General features: G+C 37.3%; 17 protein-coding genes and 1 other annotated feature. All 17 genes read left to right on the top strand.

Annotated features, from left to right (window positions below; all coding sequences use genetic code 11):
• Positions 1-43: 43 nt before the first annotated feature.
• The 17 genes from AC6I0I_RS06190 (at position 44) to AC6I0I_RS06110 (ending at position 17,821) form a co-directional block, all read left to right on the top strand.
• Positions 44-892 (top strand): potassium channel family protein, encoded by an 849-nt coding sequence (locus AC6I0I_RS06190; protein WP_161831377.1) that lies wholly within the window; start codon positions 44-46, stop codon positions 890-892.
• Positions 867-1,355 carry a GNAT family N-acetyltransferase gene (locus AC6I0I_RS06185; protein WP_262953581.1) on the top strand — a complete coding sequence of 163 codons (489 nt, stop codon included), beginning with the start codon at positions 867-869 and terminating at the stop codon, positions 1,353-1,355. Before AC6I0I_RS06190 ends, AC6I0I_RS06185 begins: the two co-directional genes overlap by 26 nt.
• 85 nt (positions 1,356-1,440) lie before the next feature.
• On the top strand, positions 1,441-2,262 hold the full coding sequence (locus AC6I0I_RS06180; protein ID WP_161831373.1) for a YhfC family intramembrane metalloprotease: 822 nt from the start codon (positions 1,441-1,443) through the stop codon (positions 2,260-2,262).
• Positions 2,263-2,314: 52 nt separating this feature from the next.
• On the top strand, positions 2,315-2,575 hold the full coding sequence (locus AC6I0I_RS06175; RefSeq protein ID WP_161831371.1) for an autorepressor SdpR family transcription factor: 261 nt from the start codon (positions 2,315-2,317) through the stop codon (positions 2,573-2,575).
• A gap of 141 nt (positions 2,576-2,716) precedes the next feature.
• Positions 2,717-3,211 (top strand): DedA family protein, encoded by a 495-nt coding sequence (locus AC6I0I_RS06170; RefSeq protein ID WP_262950668.1) that lies wholly within the window; start codon positions 2,717-2,719, stop codon positions 3,209-3,211.
• 42 nt (positions 3,212-3,253) lie between these two features.
• Positions 3,254-4,666 (top strand): cardiolipin synthase, encoded by a 1,413-nt coding sequence (gene cls, locus AC6I0I_RS06165; RefSeq protein ID WP_202618709.1) that lies wholly within the window; start codon positions 3,254-3,256, stop codon positions 4,664-4,666.
• Positions 4,667-4,696: 30 nt separating this feature from the next.
• Positions 4,697-5,578 carry a metallophosphoesterase gene (locus AC6I0I_RS06160; RefSeq protein WP_161831368.1) on the top strand — a complete coding sequence of 294 codons (882 nt, stop codon included), beginning with the start codon at positions 4,697-4,699 and terminating at the stop codon, positions 5,576-5,578.
• A 372-nt stretch (positions 5,579-5,950) separates the two neighbouring features.
• Positions 5,951-6,358, top strand: coding sequence for a DUF2680 domain-containing protein (locus AC6I0I_RS06155; protein ID WP_262950554.1), 408 nt, complete (start codon positions 5,951-5,953; stop codon positions 6,356-6,358).
• Positions 6,359-6,576: 218 nt separating this feature from the next.
• Positions 6,577-6,726 carry a hypothetical protein gene (locus AC6I0I_RS06150; RefSeq protein ID WP_161831364.1) on the top strand — a complete coding sequence of 50 codons (150 nt, stop codon included), beginning with the start codon at positions 6,577-6,579 and terminating at the stop codon, positions 6,724-6,726.
• Between the two features lie 239 nt (positions 6,727-6,965).
• Positions 6,966-7,655 (top strand): hypothetical protein, encoded by a 690-nt coding sequence (locus AC6I0I_RS06145; RefSeq protein WP_262950552.1) that lies wholly within the window; start codon positions 6,966-6,968, stop codon positions 7,653-7,655.
• A 111-nt stretch (positions 7,656-7,766) separates the two neighbouring features.
• Positions 7,767-11,015, top strand: coding sequence for a DEAD/DEAH box helicase (locus AC6I0I_RS06140; RefSeq protein ID WP_161831360.1), 3,249 nt, complete (start codon positions 7,767-7,769; stop codon positions 11,013-11,015).
• Positions 11,016-11,054: 39 nt separating this feature from the next.
• Positions 11,055-11,269, top strand: a binding site (T-box leader).
• Positions 11,270-11,346: 77 nt separating this feature from the next.
• Positions 11,347-12,345 carry a tryptophan--tRNA ligase gene (gene trpS / locus AC6I0I_RS06135; RefSeq protein ID WP_161831358.1) on the top strand — a complete coding sequence of 333 codons (999 nt, stop codon included), beginning with the start codon at positions 11,347-11,349 and terminating at the stop codon, positions 12,343-12,345.
• Between the two features lie 96 nt (positions 12,346-12,441).
• Positions 12,442-12,972 (top strand): P-loop NTPase family protein, encoded by a 531-nt coding sequence (locus AC6I0I_RS06130; RefSeq protein WP_432766970.1) that lies wholly within the window; start codon positions 12,442-12,444, stop codon positions 12,970-12,972.
• Between the two features lie 139 nt (positions 12,973-13,111).
• Positions 13,112-13,690 carry a DJ-1/PfpI family protein gene (locus AC6I0I_RS06125; RefSeq protein WP_161831356.1) on the top strand — a complete coding sequence of 193 codons (579 nt, stop codon included), beginning with the start codon at positions 13,112-13,114 and terminating at the stop codon, positions 13,688-13,690.
• A 230-nt stretch (positions 13,691-13,920) separates the two neighbouring features.
• The gene (locus tag AC6I0I_RS06120) at positions 13,921-15,378 is read left to right on the top strand and encodes a DUF4352 domain-containing protein (protein ID WP_161831354.1); all 1,458 of its coding nucleotides are present in this window, start codon (positions 13,921-13,923) and stop codon (positions 15,376-15,378) included.
• Positions 15,379-15,510: 132 nt separating this feature from the next.
• Positions 15,511-16,284: a methyltransferase domain-containing protein gene (locus tag AC6I0I_RS06115; protein WP_161831352.1), complete on the top strand. Its 774-nt coding sequence runs from the start codon at positions 15,511-15,513 to the stop codon at positions 16,282-16,284.
• Between the two features lie 556 nt (positions 16,285-16,840).
• Positions 16,841-17,821 carry a Wadjet anti-phage system protein JetD domain-containing protein gene (locus AC6I0I_RS06110; protein WP_262953579.1) on the top strand — a complete coding sequence of 327 codons (981 nt, stop codon included), beginning with the start codon at positions 16,841-16,843 and terminating at the stop codon, positions 17,819-17,821.
• Positions 17,822-17,826 lie beyond the last annotated feature (5 nt).

Genomic DNA, 17,826 nt, shown 5'->3' with positions numbered 1-17,826 from the left:
CTTTTGAGGTATACTAAGGCTAAATGAACATGGGGTGATTTTAGTGAAGAAAGTTAATTTGTATTCCTGGGCGATTATTATTTGTTCGCTTCTTGCCGTCATCATGACGGTTATTCAATTGACTGTACCACTGAGTGAGACCTGGAATCGATGGTTTAATCGGATTGATACAATGATTTGGTTGTTTTTTTTGTTCGATTACGGATATCGATTGGTGAAAAGTCCGAATAAAAAGCAATTTATAAAGGAAAATAAAGTGGATTTATTAACGATTATTCCCTATTTTTCTGTTCTTCGTTTATTGAGAATTGTTAGAGTGACACGTGTGTTCTCCTTGTTACATTTTGCAAAGGTGCTACGGGCAAGCGCAATGTTAAGTCGGCTTTCTAAGCGAATGGGGGAATTTTTTAAAACGAATAATTTTCACTATATTACGGGTGTGACATTTATCGTGATTTTACTCGGTTCAGGAAGTCTGTCGCTCGTTGAGGGATTGCCGTTTAAAGATGCTCTTTGGTGGTGTGTCGTAACGGTGACAACGGTAGGATATGGAGATATTGTCCCTAAAACGGGAATGGGGCGAATAATTGCAGCCCTTGTTATGATGAGTGGAATTGGATTTTTAGGGGTTTTTACCGGAACCATTTCAACCTATTTTTTAAATCGTCGGCAGGAGAAGAAAAGACCGGCCTACGTGTTAGACCTAGTGGATCGTTTAGTTCACTTTGAGGAGTTGAGTCCGGATGAATTTGAGGAAATTATCTCTATTTTACGGGTGGTAAAAATGGGAGAAGTCTCACCGACGAAGTCTCATGAGGAGGAGACGATCAGACGGAATACGAATGAGGAAAAAGAAGGAGATTACTGTGAAAAGACAGCCAGAATTGATTGAGATTAAACCAGGTTTAAGACTGAGAACACCTAAGAAGGAAGAGTGGAGGCTTGCCCATCCATGGTATCAAAATAAGAAAGTGATGTACCTTTCTGAGGGAGTTAAAAATAAAACTTATAACTTATCACAAATTTATAATATGTATGAATATTTAAGTACGCGTGGCGAGCTTTATTTTATTGAGGTCTTTGAGCACAATCGCTGGTTAGCGATTGGCGACGTGACGCTTTGGGAAGAAAACTTACCGATTGCGATCGGTGTCGAAGCGTATTGGGGTCAAGGAATTGGAAAGGCAGTGATCAACTGCTTATTAAAGCGAGCGAAGGAACTTGGAATGACAAAAATCTCAGTGCCAGCTATTTACCATTATAATAAAGCGTCCCTTCGCCTTTTTGAATCGTGTGGGTTTAAAAAAATTTCAGAAAATGAAACCGAGAAATCATATGAAAAAATGATTAAATAGAAAGATTGACAGACCAGACATTGGAAATTATAATAAAGAATATCATTAAATAATTTTCTAATTATAGGGGATTGGGGGAGAGCACATGGTAAGCTCATTTGCAATGATCATGATGGGCCTAACAGCCATCATTTGTTTTTTAGTACCACTTGGGACACTCTACTGGATTAGAAGACGGTATCAGGCATCACTGAAAAGTTTTCTTGTCGGAATGGTCATGTTTATTGTGATGGTTCAGATCCTAGAAGGACTACTTCATCTTTATTTATTAAAAATCAATCAAACGACAGCAGCATGGCTGATGCAACCATTCATTTATGCGATTTATGGTGGGTTAATGGCAGGGGTATTTGAGGAAACCGGACGCTACGTCAGTTTTAAATGGTTTTTGAAAAAAGAAACTCGGATTCAAGATGCATTAAGTTATGGAATCGGCCATGGTGGAATAGAAGCCATGCTTATTGTCGGAACAACGTACGTGAATAATTTAATTGTCTCATTTTTGATTAATCAAGGACAACTTTCGATGCTCGGATTAGGAGCAGAAGTTGAGGAACAGATTGTAACCCAATTAACACAACTTCCCCCATTTATTTTTGGATTAGCGGGGTATGAGCGCTTCATGACCTTTATTATTCAAGTCGGTCTTAGCGTCTTAGTGTTTAAAGCGGTGAAGGAACGAAAAAAATATTTTTACATCTTAGCGATTGTCATTCACGCATTACTCGATATTCCGGCAGCTTTGGCCCAAGTTGGCGTATCGAATGTCTATGTTGTAGAAGGGATTGTAACATTTGTCGCTATTTTATTTGTTAGTTTTATGCTAAAACAATTAAAAGTTTATCGTCAAGATTTAAAACAACCGGAGGATCCTGAACTAGAGGGTTACCAAAAGGCGGGATATTAAGAGAAGGTAAAGGAGGTGTCCGTTTGCTAATAGGGTTAGCAGCGGAAGTATTGTGAATAAAGCATTTCAAGCATTAGCAGATCCAACAAGGAGAACGATTTTAAAAAAATTAAATAAGGGGGAGATGACAGCGGGGCAAATTGCCGCGTGTTTTGATATGAGTAAACCCTCGATTACCCATCATTTAAATATCTTGAAAAATGCCAATTTAATTCAGAGTGAAAAGCGAGGTCAATTTGTTGTTTATACGTTGAATACAACAGTGATTGGCGATGTTGTTGGTTGGTTTTATGAGTTTGGGTATCGACTTTAAAATAATGAGGAGGAGTCTAGAGCGGTGCTTTAGACTTTTTTTGTAAAAAAATAAAGGATACTTTATGGAATCACGAATGGATGTTGCCTTTTTTGTTATACTAATTTTAAGAAAGATAAAGGGGGAGTATCATTGGATAATGTGCAGGTTATTTTAGATTATTTATCCGAGTATGGATTGTTTTTTTTGTTTGTCATTGTTTTTTTAGAATATCTTAATTTACCAGGGTTACCTGCAGGAATTATTATGCCAGCGGTCGGTATTTTAGTCGCGGCTAATGATATGAGCTTTTTGATGGCTTTGGTAGTATCTGTATTGGCAGGACTCCTTGGAAGTTATGTCCTATATTTGATTGGGTATTTCCTAGGCCATCCCATTTTGGAATGGTTTTATGAACGCTTTGAGCAAATGCGCCCGGCGATTGAGCGGGCGATACGGTATACGGATCAGTACGGGGATAAGGGAGTCTTTATTGCACGACTCATTCCGGTAGCACGAACATTAGTCTCATTGACGGTTGGGACTGTTCGAATGAATGTCTTGAAATTTACGATTTATTCGACGTTCGGAATTATCATTTGGAATTTTGTCTTTATTTATGCCGGTTATGGATTCGGTCATTTATTTTTAAAATAGGGGGAACCGGGGGAGTTTAAAGTAAGAGGAGGCGCCCCTATCATGGCAATCTTAATGTTTATTTCCCGTGTGATCAGCCTGTTTTTAATGGTTGTCTTAATTTTTTATAAAAGAAAGGAGCCAGCGCTCTTAATGGCCTGGCTGCTTCTTTTAGTCTTTCTTCCTCCAATTGGTTGCGTGATGTACTTATTGTTTGAACGGACCCCCTTGCCGAGAAAAGCCGGACTTTTTTTAAATGATATTAAAGACGAGCGCAGGGGGCGCCAAGCATCGGTTTCCCTCAATGATAAAATAACATCGCTGGTCCATTTTAATGAAAATTATAACAGTAGCCGCCTCTACCTCTATCAAGATTTTATGTATTTTGCAGACGGAAAAAGTAAATATCAACAATTATTTAAAGATATCGAGGGAGCTAAGCAATCCATCCATCTTCAATATTTTATTATTCGAGAAGATGAGGTCGGTCGTCAATTAGTCCAGTTATTGACTGAAAAAGCGGCACAAGGGGTTGAAGTTCGCCTGATTTTTGATAGTGCTGGTTGCTTTGGGACCCGACTTAAATACTTTGCTTCCCTTATGGAGGCAGGGGGACAGGTCTATCAATTTCATCCTCCAACCTTTCGCTTAATTGGATTGAATTATAATTATCGTAATCATCGTAAAATTGTCGTGATTGATGGTCGAATTGGGTATTTAGGTGGGATGAATATTGGAAATGAATATATGTCTTTGGACCCTAAATTTTCACCATGGCGAGATGCTCATTTACGTTTAGTAGGCGATGCTGTTTGGGAGTTACAACATCGCTTTTTAAAGGACTATTACATGGTGTGTGATCATCAAGAAGATGAAAGATATATTAAAGATCACTTAAATCACTATTTTGCCTCTCCTTTATCAACGACTCTGTGTCCAATGCAAATTGTTTCAGACGGCCCTGATACGACGACAGATGATATTAAGTTAACATTTGTTAAAATGATTCAAAGTGCCGTTCATACAATTCAAATTCAAACGCCGTATTTTATTCCTGATTCGTTGTTTTTAGAGACGCTCAAAATTGCAGCTTATTCAGGGGTAAAAGTTGAGGTGATGATTCCAACGATAGCGGACCATCATTATGTGTATCGCACCACGACCTCATTTATTAAAGAATTGCGTGAAGCCAACATTGACGTTTATTTTTATAAAGGATTTTTACATTCAAAGATTATTATTATCGATGAAGAGTTATGTACGATTGGGTCAACAAATATAGATCAACGAAGTTTTAAAATTAATTATGAAATTAATGCCTTTATTTATGATAAAACATTGACGCGTCAAGCGGTTCATCAGTTTCAACTGGACTTAGAAAATTGTTTGTTAGTGGATGATTCCTATGAACAAAATAAATCAGCTTGGATTCGGTTTGAAGAAAAGGTCTATCGACTGGTCTCCATGCTTCTTTAAACAAAGTAATAGTGGAAGGGGGAGAAAAAGATGCTCGTGTTGGTGGTTGTTGCGGTTATCTTGTTTTTTTATAGGGAACAAAATGCCTTCTCGACGACTTTTTATCGATTAACAACGCATAAATTTCACTCTACACAGGGACAGATACGAATCGTCCAGTTATCGGATTTACATTCTAAAACGTTTGGACGGAAGAATAAACGATTAATCAACAAAATAAAAAGGCTAAATCCAGATTTAATTTTTGCAACGGGTGATTTGATCTCATCTACAGATACCAACGGTGGCGCTTTCTTAGATCTTATTGATGGGCTGAAAGGTCAATATCCCATCTTTTATATTGAAGGAAATCACGAAACGACAGCTAGATATGACCAGATGAATAATGAAAGTGGTTGGTATGATGACTTTTTAAGGCAGTTAAAAGAAAAGGGCATTTGCCGATTAGACAATGCTTACCAACAAGTAGAAGTGAATGGGGAGGAACTGTTTATCTATGGATTAACGCTCCCCTTAACGCATTATAAGGCAGTTCCTCAGGCGATAAAAGATCGAGCGAACCACCGTGAGATTACTGATTTATCTGAGGTGTTTTCACCACTTAGGTTAGAGTCAATCAATATTTTATTGGCACATTCCCCATTTTTAGCAACGTTGTATGAAAAGCACGGATTTGATTACACCTATTCAGGGCATGTTCACGGAGGGATTTTGCGACTTCCTTTTGTAGGTGGTGTGCTCTCCCCCGAACGGAAGTTTTTCCCTACGTATAGCTGTGGTATCTATTCCATGAATCGGATGACACTCATTGTGAGTCGTGGATTAGGGAAGCTTCGCTTATTTAATCGTCCCCATTTAGTTGTGGTAGACTTAGTTGCTGATCCAAACAAACCTCGGCACCCAAAAGGTTAGACGCTATGTTTAACGTTAGGGTGCCTTTTTGTCGCCTCCAATTATCGTGTAGGGAACTTCATAGGAGGGGAAAAAGCTCAGAGGATTAAAGATAAAGGTTTAGAGATAAACTTTTATTAGGAGACTAGAAGGCAATGGAGATAGGCATCGGACGCTCGTTCGTTTAATTGGCTATCGGTCGAGCAGTCGTCACCATGTCAGACATCTAGGATTGTCCTAAGGAGGGTTACGTGGAACACTTGATTACCCTAATAAAAGGGTGAAACAACAAAGTTGGAAATAGATACGATATTTTCATAAACTTGGCATACAAAGTTTTGGAAAACTGGTGAACACTAAGGGTGTAACAGAATTTGAAAGGAGATTAAGAAGATGAAGAAATTAAACATGGTTTTTAGTACGGCTTTATTAGCCGCAACACTTGGTTTTACAGCGTATGCTAAAGATGAGGTTAAAGAAGTTCCTAATCATCCTCAATTAACAGAGGAACAAAAAGCGGAAGTGAAGCAACAATTTGAAGCCGATTATAAAGAAATGCAAGAAAAATTTAATCAATTAACAGATGATCAAAAAGAAGAAATTTATGAGTTATATGATAAAGTTAATGTTGCTAAAGTAAAATTATTAGATAAATATGTTGAGCTTGAACTGATGACTGAAGAAGAAGTAGAGGACATTCAAAAACATATGGCAGAAATGTCGGAAAAAATTCGAGAAGAAAAACAATTTATTGGCTTTAAAGCACCTTGTCCAGCTAAACAAACAGAAAAAACGAATTAAAGAGGAACATTATTTAACAAATTATTTAAAAGTTGATAAAATTATTGATTTTATCTGTATAAAGATGAATGATATGACTTTATTTGTTAAAAATAAAAAAGAATGGGGAATGTCACTTGAATCAAGAGACATTCTTTTATTTCTATGCAATGACGAAGAGACCAAAAAGGGGCCTTTTGCATACGATAAATTAGAAAAAAGTAAAGGCGTGTGAAATCATGAGAGAACATCAACCAACAGTAACCAATCAAACAAAACGGGTGATTTCTGCCACAACTCATCATACATTTAAATTAAAATTAAGTGTTGATGAACAAAAAAGAAAAGCCTATTTTGCTCGTATTAGAGGATATCGTGACCGTAAGTAACAGCCACGGTATCCTTTTTTTTGCTCGATAACTAAAAAAATTAAAAATTAGACAATTCTCTAATATTCGATTTATTAAAGGTATCTTATCTTATCCAAATAAAGGGGCGAATTTTTTAAAAAAAGGAGCATTTTAGGAGTAGGGGCATAGTCTAAAAGAGAAACCCTGTCTTTTTAATCAAAGGAGTTATAGGAAAATAGGGACGAAGAGGGCTTTTATCATCAAAAGGGGAGAGAACAATGTTGTATGGGGATCATTTATGGGCTGTGTATCAAATGGCAGCTAAGCAACCGGGGGTCGAGGCGCTCTATTATAAACAGATGATGGAGGGGAACGACCTGTTTTTAATTGTATGCCACGAGCCTGTTTTCTTTTTTTTACAGCTCGATTGGGTCCAGGCAATGGGGCCGTTTTTACACGTGGAAAAGGAGTGGAGTCGAGGGAAACAGTTTCATTGCCGAATTATTTTTCAGTCAGGATGGGAGTGTCTGTTCCAATTTATTGCTCAAAGACCATCGCTAGATGAAGATTTGCGAGTGCTTATCGATCATCATCCCATCGTTTATCAGGAACAATCCTTCAAATTAGATAGAATGGAACAAGAAAAGAAAGCTAATGAATTTGCAAAAGTAGCACACAACTTTTATATGCATGCCCTCGTTTGGGTGCGACATTTAAAAAATGGGTCCCCGTCAACTTGCCTATGGCGAGAGAGGGAGTTAAAGAAAATATATGAGCAGCTAAATGAAAAGGAAAGACGCGCATTAGGAGAGGAAAGGATACAATGGAGTCAACTAACTGCACTTCTTGAATGGGGCGATACGTTGTTAGATGAGGTAAAGCGAAGACAAGGCCCCCTTCCCCAGGAAGGGCAAATTTTCCGTTTAAAAGAACTAATTAGACAACTTATGGGGGATGGAGGGTCATAAAAGGATCGAAATGGTGCAAACTAATCCCATTAAATCTATCATCTCTCGTTTCCTATAAGTACAATTTATGGTAAAATAAAGAGATAAGTGTAGAATGGGAGTGTGAGTAACGTGAACTTAAATCAAACGCGGATTAAAAATCGAGCAGCCAATCCTGCTGTTTTTTCGCGTGCTCAGGCCTTTTATAACAGTGGGGGAAAAATTCAATACTATGTGACGTATGATCCAACTGATTTATATCAGATCTTTGCAGAAGTCGAAGACGATGGACAAACCTATCATATTTTAATTAACTTAGATGACCAGAGCAAGATTCTTCATGACCAGTGTGACTGTGGAACATTTTTATCTAATTTTGGCTCATGTAAACATGCGATCGCTGTCTTATTAAAGGTTTATGAGGATCAAATTAGAAATAAGTTAGTGATTCATTCGGCAGGCGATGAGTCCGATGCCATCATCGATGAATTATTAACGTCATATGAGTTACAATTATCATCGGTTATCCATCAGGAATGGAATGAAAAGGATGTAAGTCTCGTTCCCAAACTTGTGATGGGAGATGAGCATCAAGAATTAGGATTTGAGGTATCGGTAAAAAAGCAACGCGCTTATGTCGTGCGCGATATTTATAAACTCGCGACGGATATTTTAAATGAGAATGTCGTGAGTTATGGCAAGGAGCTTCAGTTTAAGCATTCGATGCTTCAATTTGATTTGCAGTCGCGGCCATTTGCTCGATTTATTTGTGAAATTATCCAAGAATACGATGTTTATGCGAAACAACTACCGACGCTTGGCCCCGTTAAGGCGACCAAGTGCCTAGCTTTAACGCCAAGATGGTTGGACCAATTTTATCAACTGTATCAAGGGCAGACACTAGCCTGTGATATAAGTGGCCTTGCCTCGCAGGTGATGACCTTACATCCGTATGAGCCTACGATTGAATTTCGATTGACGCAGGAAGGGACAGATTACTATTTATCGCATAACTTGGGGCCCTTTCGATTAGGCGCGGGGTTAAACTATTCTTATATTTTTTGCGAACATGAGTGTTTTCGTTGCAGTGAGGCGTTTGTTAAAAAAATATTTCCTATTTTAAGGACATTGACGCAGTCTTCTCATTATGAATTGCAAATGAACGAGGCTCACATGTCGCGCTTTTTATCACTCGTTGTTCCAAATATTAAAGAGTATATTAAAGATACATCATTAGATTTACTGTATGAAACGTTTAAAGTTTATCCCCTAGAGGTTAAATTTTATCTGGATTCGTTAAAACGCGGGGGGATTGGATTAGATGTCCATTTTTGCTATGGTGAAACGATAATCAAGGTTCATGAAACTACTGCGTCAACAGGGGCCATTTTGCGAGATGCGTTAAAGGAAACACAGGCTTTAGCAATGGTGGAACAGTATCAATTTAAGAAGGGAACCTCGAATGCCTATGCACTAGAAGATGAGGAACTCATTTATTCTTTTTTACAAGATGGGATTGATGAGTTAAAAAAAATAGGGAGTGTTTATGCATCTGAAAGTTTTAAAGCGATTAAGATTCAGGAACCGAAGAGTTTTTCCGTAGGAATTCGTCTTAAAAACGATTGGCTCAGTTTAAATTTTGATGACTTAGAATTTTCGGCCGCTGAATATAAAAAAATCCTTGCTTCTTATCGCCAAAATAAAAAATATTTCCGTCTAAAAGATGGATCATTTATTAATTTAAAAAACGACTATGTTGAAAAATTAGCGTCTTTTATGGATGATTTAAGCATTGATGAAAGGCAACTCGATGAAACAGAAATTTTGATCCCTAAATATCGGGCGCTATATTTAGATCAATTAATGAAGGTCAGTCCGACGCTTTCTATTAAACGCGATACATCATTTGATGCACTCGTCGAAGAGTTTCATCACGTTGAAGATGCAGAGTTTTGTATTCCGCCATCACTTGCAAAAACACTGCGCCATTATCAAGAGACAGGTTATCGTTGGTTAAAAACGTTGTCTAAGTATCAAATGGGAGGAATTTTAGCAGATGATATGGGGCTTGGGAAAACATTACAGGTCATTTCAGTTCTTGTATCCGAACAAGAAAAAGGAACAAAACCAGCATTGATTGTAGCCCCAAGTTCCCTTGTTTACAACTGGGAACGTGAGATTCATAAATTTGCACCGACGTTGAAAACCATCATTGTTCAAGGAACGCCTAAAGTTAGAGAGCAACTGATTGAACAAGGGGCTAACGTCGATGTCGTGATTACGTCATATGATTTAATCCGACGCGATATTTCTCATTATGAAAATCAAAGATTTAGATACTGTATTTTAGATGAGGCCCATTATATTAAGAACCATAGCACGCTAAGCTCAAAAGCAGTAAAAAAAATTAAGGCTGAGATACGTTTTGCCTTAACAGGGACACCTATTGAGAATTCATTATCTGACTTATGGTCTATTTTTGATTTTATTTTACCGGGGTATTTTGGGACATATACGCAATTTAAGAAAAAATATGAGGCTCCGGTGATGAAAAATCAAAATTTAAATTTATTGAGTCGCATTCATCAACAGGTTGCCCCCTTTATTTTACGACGTCTGAAAAAGGACGTGCTGAAAGAATTACCAGAAAAAATTGAAACGAGTCTCTATTGCGAGATGGATAAGACGCAAAAAGACTTATATTATGCGATGGTTTACGAAATGAAAGAAGAAATGAACAGTGAAATTAAAACGCAAGGTATCGAGCGAAGTCGCATTAAAATTTTAGCCTTACTCATGAGATTGCGACAAATTTGCTGTGATCCCGCCCTTTACTTAGAAAATTATAAAGGGGAAAGTGCGAAGTTGCAGTTATGCTTACAATTAGTTGAAGAATGTATCGCGACGGGGCATAAGGTTTTAATTTTTTCACAGTTTACGTCGATGCTTGATATTCTGTCAAAGGCCCTTCAACAAAAAGAAATCGAACACTTAATGTTAACGGGTGCCACAAAAACAAGTGAGCGGTTAGCATTAACTGAACAATTTAACACCGACCACACGCCCGTCTTTCTTATTTCTTTAAAAGCGGGAGGAACTGGATTAAATTTAACAGGTGCGGATGTGGTGATTCATTACGATCCATGGTGGAATATGAGTGCGCAAAATCAGGCCACTGACCGTGCCCACCGATTAGGTCAAGAGAAAAAGGTTCAAGTGTTTAAATTATTTGTAAAAGATACGATTGAAGAGAAGATTGAGCAATTACAAAAACGAAAACGTGATTTGACAGAAGCAATCGTTCAGGAAGGTGAAACCTTTATTAATCAATTAAGTAACGAAGAATTGGTTCAACTTTTTGAGGATGATTATTCATTTTAATTGACAAACGATATAATATTGCATAAAATGAAACTAAATATGAATGCGTTGATTGAGAAAGAGTAATTTAAGACCTATTTTAAAGAGAGTCGATGGTTGGTGTGAATCGATAAATAACTTGAATGAATGGGCTCAGGAGCGGAACTTGAATAAAAAAAGTAGGGAACCCGGATAACAACCGTTAACAGTTTGAAGTGAAATAACGACAATCGTTATTTAAATGAGGTGGTACCGCGGTTTTAATCGTCCTCTATCGTGAGATAGAGGGCTTTTTTTATGGCCAGGAAAATGAATGAAAACATGAAATTTATATTGAAAAGGAGTCGATAGCATGTCAAGAATTTTATCAGCTATTCAACCGTCAGGAACATTGACAATTGGAAATTACTTAGGGGCATTAAAAAATTTCGTTGAGTTACAGGATGAGCATGATTGTTTATTTTTCATCGTTGATCAACATGCGATTACAGTCCCACAAGATCGCCTAGAGCTACGCAAACGGATTAAAGAGTTAACAGCCCTTTATTTAGCGTGTGGACTTGACCCAAATAAAGCAACCATCTTTATTCAATCAGAAGTCCCAGGACACACACAATTGGCTTGGATGTTAACATGTAATACCTCAATGGGTGAACTTGAACGCATGACGCAATATAAAGATAAGGTTCAAAAGCAAACGGCTAAAGGACAAGGAATTAGTGCTGGATTATTTATGTATCCTGTTTTAATGGCAGCTGATATTTTATTATATGATGTTGACTTTGTCCCTGTTGGGGATGACCAAAAACAACACGTGGAATTAACGCGTGATTTAGCAGAACGCTTTAATAACCGTTTCGGTGAAACGTTTAAAGTCCCTGAGGTGTGGATCCCTAAAAGAGGGGCACGCGTCATGTCTTTACAAGAGCCAACGAAAAAAATGAGTAAGTCAGATGATAACCCACGTAACTTTGTTTTAATGACGGATGAACCAAATGTGATTCGTAAAAAAATAAAGTCGGCCGTGACTGATTCAGATGGCGTTATTGCTTATGACCGTCAAAATAAACCGGGAATTTCAAATTTATTAGATATCTATTCAGCCTTCACTTCTGAATCGATTGAATCACTCGTCGCACGTTATGAAGGATGCGGATATGGTCAATTTAAGTCAGATTTAGCTGAGATTGTTGTTGCAGAGCTTGAACCGATCCAACAACGCATGAAAGAGTTGCTAAAATCGAATGTGATTGATGAGGTGCTTGATGCGGGGGCAAAAAGAGCTAATCAATTAGCTTTTAAAAAAGTTAAAAAAGTAGAACATAAAATGGGATTAGGACGTAAAAAATAAGAAGGGAAAGCAGCACTTGAACTAAAGTGCTCTTTTTTTATTATTTGACTTAACTCGGCACTGTTTAACGAGAAATAAGAGAGGATGTGCATGTGGGTGATGAAAAAGGTATTAATTATTGGAAGTCCTGGTGCTGGAAAAAGTACATTTGCCAGACGATTACGTACAATCACGGACTTACCGCTTTATTATTTAGATCAAATCTGGCATTGTTCAGATGGGACACACATTTTGGAACAGGCATTTGATCAACAATTAGAACGCTTATTACAAAAGGATCAATGGATTATTGATGGAAATTATAGTCGGACCCTCGAACGGCGCTTAGCAGCTTGTGATACGGTGTTTTTACTTGATTACCCAGTAGAGGTTTGTCTACTGGGGGCAGCTTCAAGAATTGGCCATCAACGGGAGGATTTACCCTGGATTGAACGGGAGTTTGATGCCGATTTTAAACAACACATTTTAGACTTTCCTCAAAAAAGATTACCTTATCTGTATGAGCAATTAGCAGCTGTCAAATTAGAAAAGACAATTATCGTCTTTAAATCGCGGGACGAGGCACAACTTTATTTGAAAAGGTTAGCGAATAAGGGGCGATGCGTGGGAGATAAAAGGGGGGAATAGGATTCTTTTTGTTGTCGAAACAACTGATTAAACGACGTAATATTGCTATTATTTAGGGTTACTGTGGAAGGTATTGACAATAGTAGCTGGCCTAAATTACAATGAGGATAATAGTTACGAAGTTAGATGGGGGCATAATATGGGGAAGATTTTGGTTTTTTTATTTGATGGGATGACGGATTATGAAATTTCATTTATTTGTCATGTTTTGCGCACAGACGCGGGGAAAGATATTATCACGGTTGCCTACGAAGATCGTGTGATTAAATCACAGGCAGGATTTAATTTAGACCCTGACTGTACCTTGTCAGAAGTCGTTGATTTAGATGTTGAAGGATTAATTTTATGCGGGGGGCGCGAGGTAGATATTAAACCTTCATTAATGAGGCTGATTAAACGTTGTGATAAGGAAAGAAAATTATTAGCTGCTATTGGTACAGCGGGAACCATTATGCTAGCAAAATCAGGGGTTTTAGATGAAGCAACGTATACGACGCCATTAACGGCATGGACGACAAAATATCAGTATGTCTATGGGATTCAGGATCCATTTCCTCGAGATAATTATATTGATAAACGATTGGTCCGTGACCGTCATATCATTACCGCACAAAGTATCGCTTTTTTAGATTTCACCTTAGAAATTTGTGCATGGTTTAAGTTATTTCAAAATCATCAGGAAAAGCACGCGTTTGCTCGCTTAGTTAAGGGGGCTTAAAAGATTAACTCTTTATCAAAGAGTTAATCTTTTTTTATAGGGAAAGATTCGACTCTTCAATTTTCTTTTTTTTGAGTATTCTTTTAAAAATATGACAAAGATGAACAAAGTTATACAGCTCAAATAAAACAATCCATTACTTTTTTTAGCGAAAAAAGAGGGATATAAACTAGTTAGGCTCAAGATAGGATATAATGAATGGTAAGAATAAGATGAAATGGGGAGTTTATATGCCAGACATAAAATCGATCTTATTGCTGTGTTCCTTTTTATGCTTTATTACGGGGATTTTTAGTCCAGAAGTGATTATTAGATGGGGGATTCCTTCGGTTAAAACTCGAAAACGCGTGTTATGGACGTTTGGGATGATGACATTACTGCTTGTTGGGATTAGACAGCTTACGGAGTTTGCATCTGTTGAGGATAGCGCGACGAATCATCAAGGGCAAGGGGTCAATGTAGAGACCTTTGTTTTTTCTAGTCCAGAGGAGGAGCAGCAAAAAATTTATAAATTAACGTCATCGGTTCAAAATAATCAGTTAGAGATTAAAATTGTGAATCAGCAGATGGCATCGGATCGTGCGGTAGAGAAGGCTCCTGAGGGCTATGAGTTCGTTCAATTAGACGTAAACATTACAAATAAAATGGATGAACCGTCTACGATAAATCTTGCAGATCTTCAATTACAGACTGAAACATTAGAGTTTCTTCTACCGATGAAAGATCATTTACCTACACAAAAACTGGAGTTATTACCGCAGGAAAGTAAGACTGTTTCACTCGTCTATTTGCAACCGACCAAACAGGAGCAATTAATGTTCTCTTATTTGCCAACGTCATCTGAGGAGGAGACATCTGAAGAAGAGGAAGTCAGTGTGAGTCAAATTGGCGATATAGTGAAAGCAAAGCAGGCGATGATTCAAGTGCACGAGGTTAAACGAGAGGCCTCAAAAAAAGAGGGATATGAGACACTTTTAATTTCCTTAAGTCTTAAGAATTCAACGGATATGACGGTTAATTATTATCCTTTTCACTTTTCACTTGCTGCCGACGGGTTAACCCAGCGGGTGAAACCAACCATTGATATGAGTGAGGTAAAAACACTTGGAATAAGTGAGCTCGTGGGTGGAGGAATGGTTAGTGGGACATTAATTTTTGAAATTCCACAGGGGATTCAACAATTACGTCTTCATTATGATGAACCTTCTTTGTTTTCAACACAATCCATTGAAATTGATTTAACCTCAACGAATGAGGAGGCAACACCGCTACAGCCAGAAGTTAAATTAAATGAGCAGTGGCAAGCGAGCGACGCTCTTAATGACCATCACTTAGAGGTTACAAAGGTGGAATTCGTTAAGGAGACAAAATATACAAAAGCTAAAGATCATCAGCAATTTGTTATTGTCGGGGTTGAGTTGAGTAATCAATCGACTGAAAAGCAGGACTATACTGCCTTTGATTTTAAATTAATAAATGAGCAAGGACGCCTTATTTTACCTAACTTATTGTTAATTGATAATCAGTCAGAGTTAACAAGTGGTTCGCTCGAACCTTCAGAAAGTGTTCAAGGCTACCTATTATTTGAAGATACAGATCTTTATACAACTTATCACCTCTTATATTCACCGTCACATTGGAAATCAGGTGAAGGTCTAATAAAGGAACTTCATCCATCTGGGGAGTAATGCCTCAATGGGGGAGAAGCAAATAAAATTTTATGAGGGAAAATGGTGACCTCATTCATTATTTTTGGACACACCTTATCGTTAAACGGGATGGCATTTGTAGATGAAATAGAAAGGGATTGGGGATAAGAGATGAAACAGCAGTTATTTAATGAATTAGTATTGGAAGAACAACGCCCCTTCTCAAAGTGGGATTATAGTTATTTAAAAGAGACGCAGCGGATGGTTCAGTTTCCTTTAATATGGAAATTCCCCCAGGTGATTAAGCCTTATTTACGGGATGGAGAATGCCTCGTACAGATGAATAGATTAGATGAAACTGATTGGGCTAGTTTCACTTCTTTGTCAAAGAGGACAGTTGCTCTAGAAACGAAGGAAGACCATTTATTAAAGACGAGACAACCTTTAAATAATTTAGGGATTAAGGTAGTCTTTGGTGATGAAGGAGCATTGTTACCTTTTGAGAACGAAACCTTTGATGTGATGATTAATCGCAATCAAAGGTTTCAGGTGGATGAGGTCTCTCGGGTCTTGCGCGAAAATGGGTACTTTATTACCCAGCAAATTGGTGGATTAAGTAATGGTGAATTAAATGTTTGGTTAAACGTGGAACCGACGAGTTATTCCAATTGGCGCCTTCAAGTCGCAGTAGAACAATTGAAAGAGTCTGGATTCACGATTATTGAGGTGAAAGAGGATATCTCTAAAACTCGTTTTTATGATATAGGGGCAATTGTTTATTACCTGAAGACGATGACCGAGCAAATTCCTGATTTTTCCGTTGAAAAATACTTTGATCGTTTAGTCACAATGAAAAAGGTGATGGACGAAGAGGGACATTTAGATGTTACAAGGCATCGATTCTTAATTGTTGCAAAGAAAGAAACGAACGAAAATATGGAATAGGAGATCATAGGAAGGAGCTGTCGTAAAATGACTTATCTTCAAAAGTCATAGAGCGAGAGGCTCTTTTTTTGTGCTCGTTTATAAAGGTGAAGACTATTGACTGAAAATATTCTTCTCATTTTGTTAGAAGCATGCATATCAATCGGAGTTTGTATTTTTGATAGTAGGTAAGCAATTGACTCTGTTGATTACTGGAAGAGTGAAGCTGAGACTCTACTTGTTTCTCTTTGACTAGTTCTTAAATTAATTGTCTAACTTCTTAATCTGTGTGTAATTTTGATAAAATAAATTAAAAGAAGTGAAGGGGAATTTGGTGTAAACAATCATGGCGGTGTTTAAAAGAAGAGCAATAATCTATAATAGATTTAGGTTTATCAATTTTAAGAGGATAAGGTAAGGAAAAGTTAATTTAATAGCACGGGAAAACGCATTTAGAAATGAAATGTTTGATTAATCGATTGAGGGGAATGAATAAATTTTTAGAGAAACGGATTTTTTTACTTAATTTTTAAGGTATAATTTTTATTAAAAGTAGCCAGTGCTAGGAGGACTAACCATGCAATTTTTAAAAGACTATCCCCGTAAAAAAATTACGTTACAGGAAATTGAACAGCATTATCTATTAAAGGATTATCGAGAGTTATATGATTTTATTTTAAGTCTCATTGAACAAGAGGTCATTTCCCCAATTAAAAGTAGCGGAAGGAATGGGAAAAAACCATCATTGTATAAAAGTTATCGCCTTAAGATTTCTCTTGAAAATGAAAAAACTTTACAGGACGAGGTGACGTATGTGTTTCACCCCCTATTAAATCAGGAGTATTATTTAAATCATCTTAAGCAATACCAATTAGATCGAGAATCTATCTTGAAAATAAATGATTTTTTTAAAAATAAACGAGAGTTGTTACAAAAATCTACGTCGATAAACGAACGCAGTTTTCAAATTTTTACCCAAGAGAAGTTTTTAGCAACTGAAGGAAAGCGCCTATTAAAAAATTTAGGTCTTTCTCTAGAAGATTTAAATTTATATGAAACGGCGGAACCGTTAGCTTATTTTAGCTTATCTAAGAAGACACCACAAACCATTTTAATTATTGAAAATAAAGATACCTTTTATAGTTTACGGAAGCATTTGATGTCTGGAAAGACAACCATCTTTGGTGAGGAGGTTCAGACGCTCATTTATGGGGGTGGAAAAAAGGTCTGGAAAGGCTTTTGTCATTTTGAGGAAAGTGTTGAGCCATTTTTGCTTCATGAATTAAATCGATTTTATTATTTTGGAGATTTAGATTATGAGGGAATTTTAATTTTTGAACAGTTATGTGCCGAGTTTTATTGTGAACCCTTAGTGTCAGCTTATGAGGCCATGGTTAAAAGGGGGGCTAGTCTCTCTTTACCAAAAACAAAAGAAGGGCAAAATCGGAATGAGAAAGGTGTGTTTTTTAGTTATTTTGAAGAGACATCGCAGATGAGGGCCATTTTAGAGGCTGGTTTGTATATTCCACAAGAAATCGTAACAATGAGTGATTTTTAGGAGGT

Source organism: Turicibacter sp. St.80E1 (genome assembly GCF_059728495.1).
The sequence above is the reverse complement of the archived record's forward strand: the minus strand, read 5'-3'. Positions and strand labels throughout refer to the sequence as shown.

Bases quoted from the DNA above. Each gene is read 5' to 3' on its own strand.
- AC6I0I_RS06180 (WP_161831373.1), top strand. From the start codon at position 1,441: ATGGTAAGCTCATTTGCAATGATCATGATGGGCCTAACAGCCATCATT.
- cls (WP_202618709.1), top strand. From the start codon at position 3,254: ATGGCAATCTTAATGTTTATTTCCCGTGTGATCAGCCTGTTTTTAATG.
- AC6I0I_RS06160 (WP_161831368.1), top strand. From the start codon at position 4,697: ATGCTCGTGTTGGTGGTTGTTGCGGTTATCTTGTTTTTTTATAGGGAA.
- AC6I0I_RS06155 (WP_262950554.1), top strand. From the start codon at position 5,951: ATGAAGAAATTAAACATGGTTTTTAGTACGGCTTTATTAGCCGCAACA.
- AC6I0I_RS06150 (WP_161831364.1), top strand. From the start codon at position 6,577: ATGAGAGAACATCAACCAACAGTAACCAATCAAACAAAACGGGTGATT.
- AC6I0I_RS06145 (WP_262950552.1), top strand. From the start codon at position 6,966: ATGTTGTATGGGGATCATTTATGGGCTGTGTATCAAATGGCAGCTAAG.
- trpS (WP_161831358.1), top strand. From the start codon at position 11,347: ATGTCAAGAATTTTATCAGCTATTCAACCGTCAGGAACATTGACAATT.
- AC6I0I_RS06125 (WP_161831356.1), top strand. From the start codon at position 13,112: ATGGGGAAGATTTTGGTTTTTTTATTTGATGGGATGACGGATTATGAA.
- AC6I0I_RS06120 (WP_161831354.1), top strand. From the start codon at position 13,921: ATGCCAGACATAAAATCGATCTTATTGCTGTGTTCCTTTTTATGCTTT.
- AC6I0I_RS06115 (WP_161831352.1), top strand. From the start codon at position 15,511: ATGAAACAGCAGTTATTTAATGAATTAGTATTGGAAGAACAACGCCCC.
- AC6I0I_RS06110 (WP_262953579.1), top strand. From the start codon at position 16,841: ATGCAATTTTTAAAAGACTATCCCCGTAAAAAAATTACGTTACAGGAA.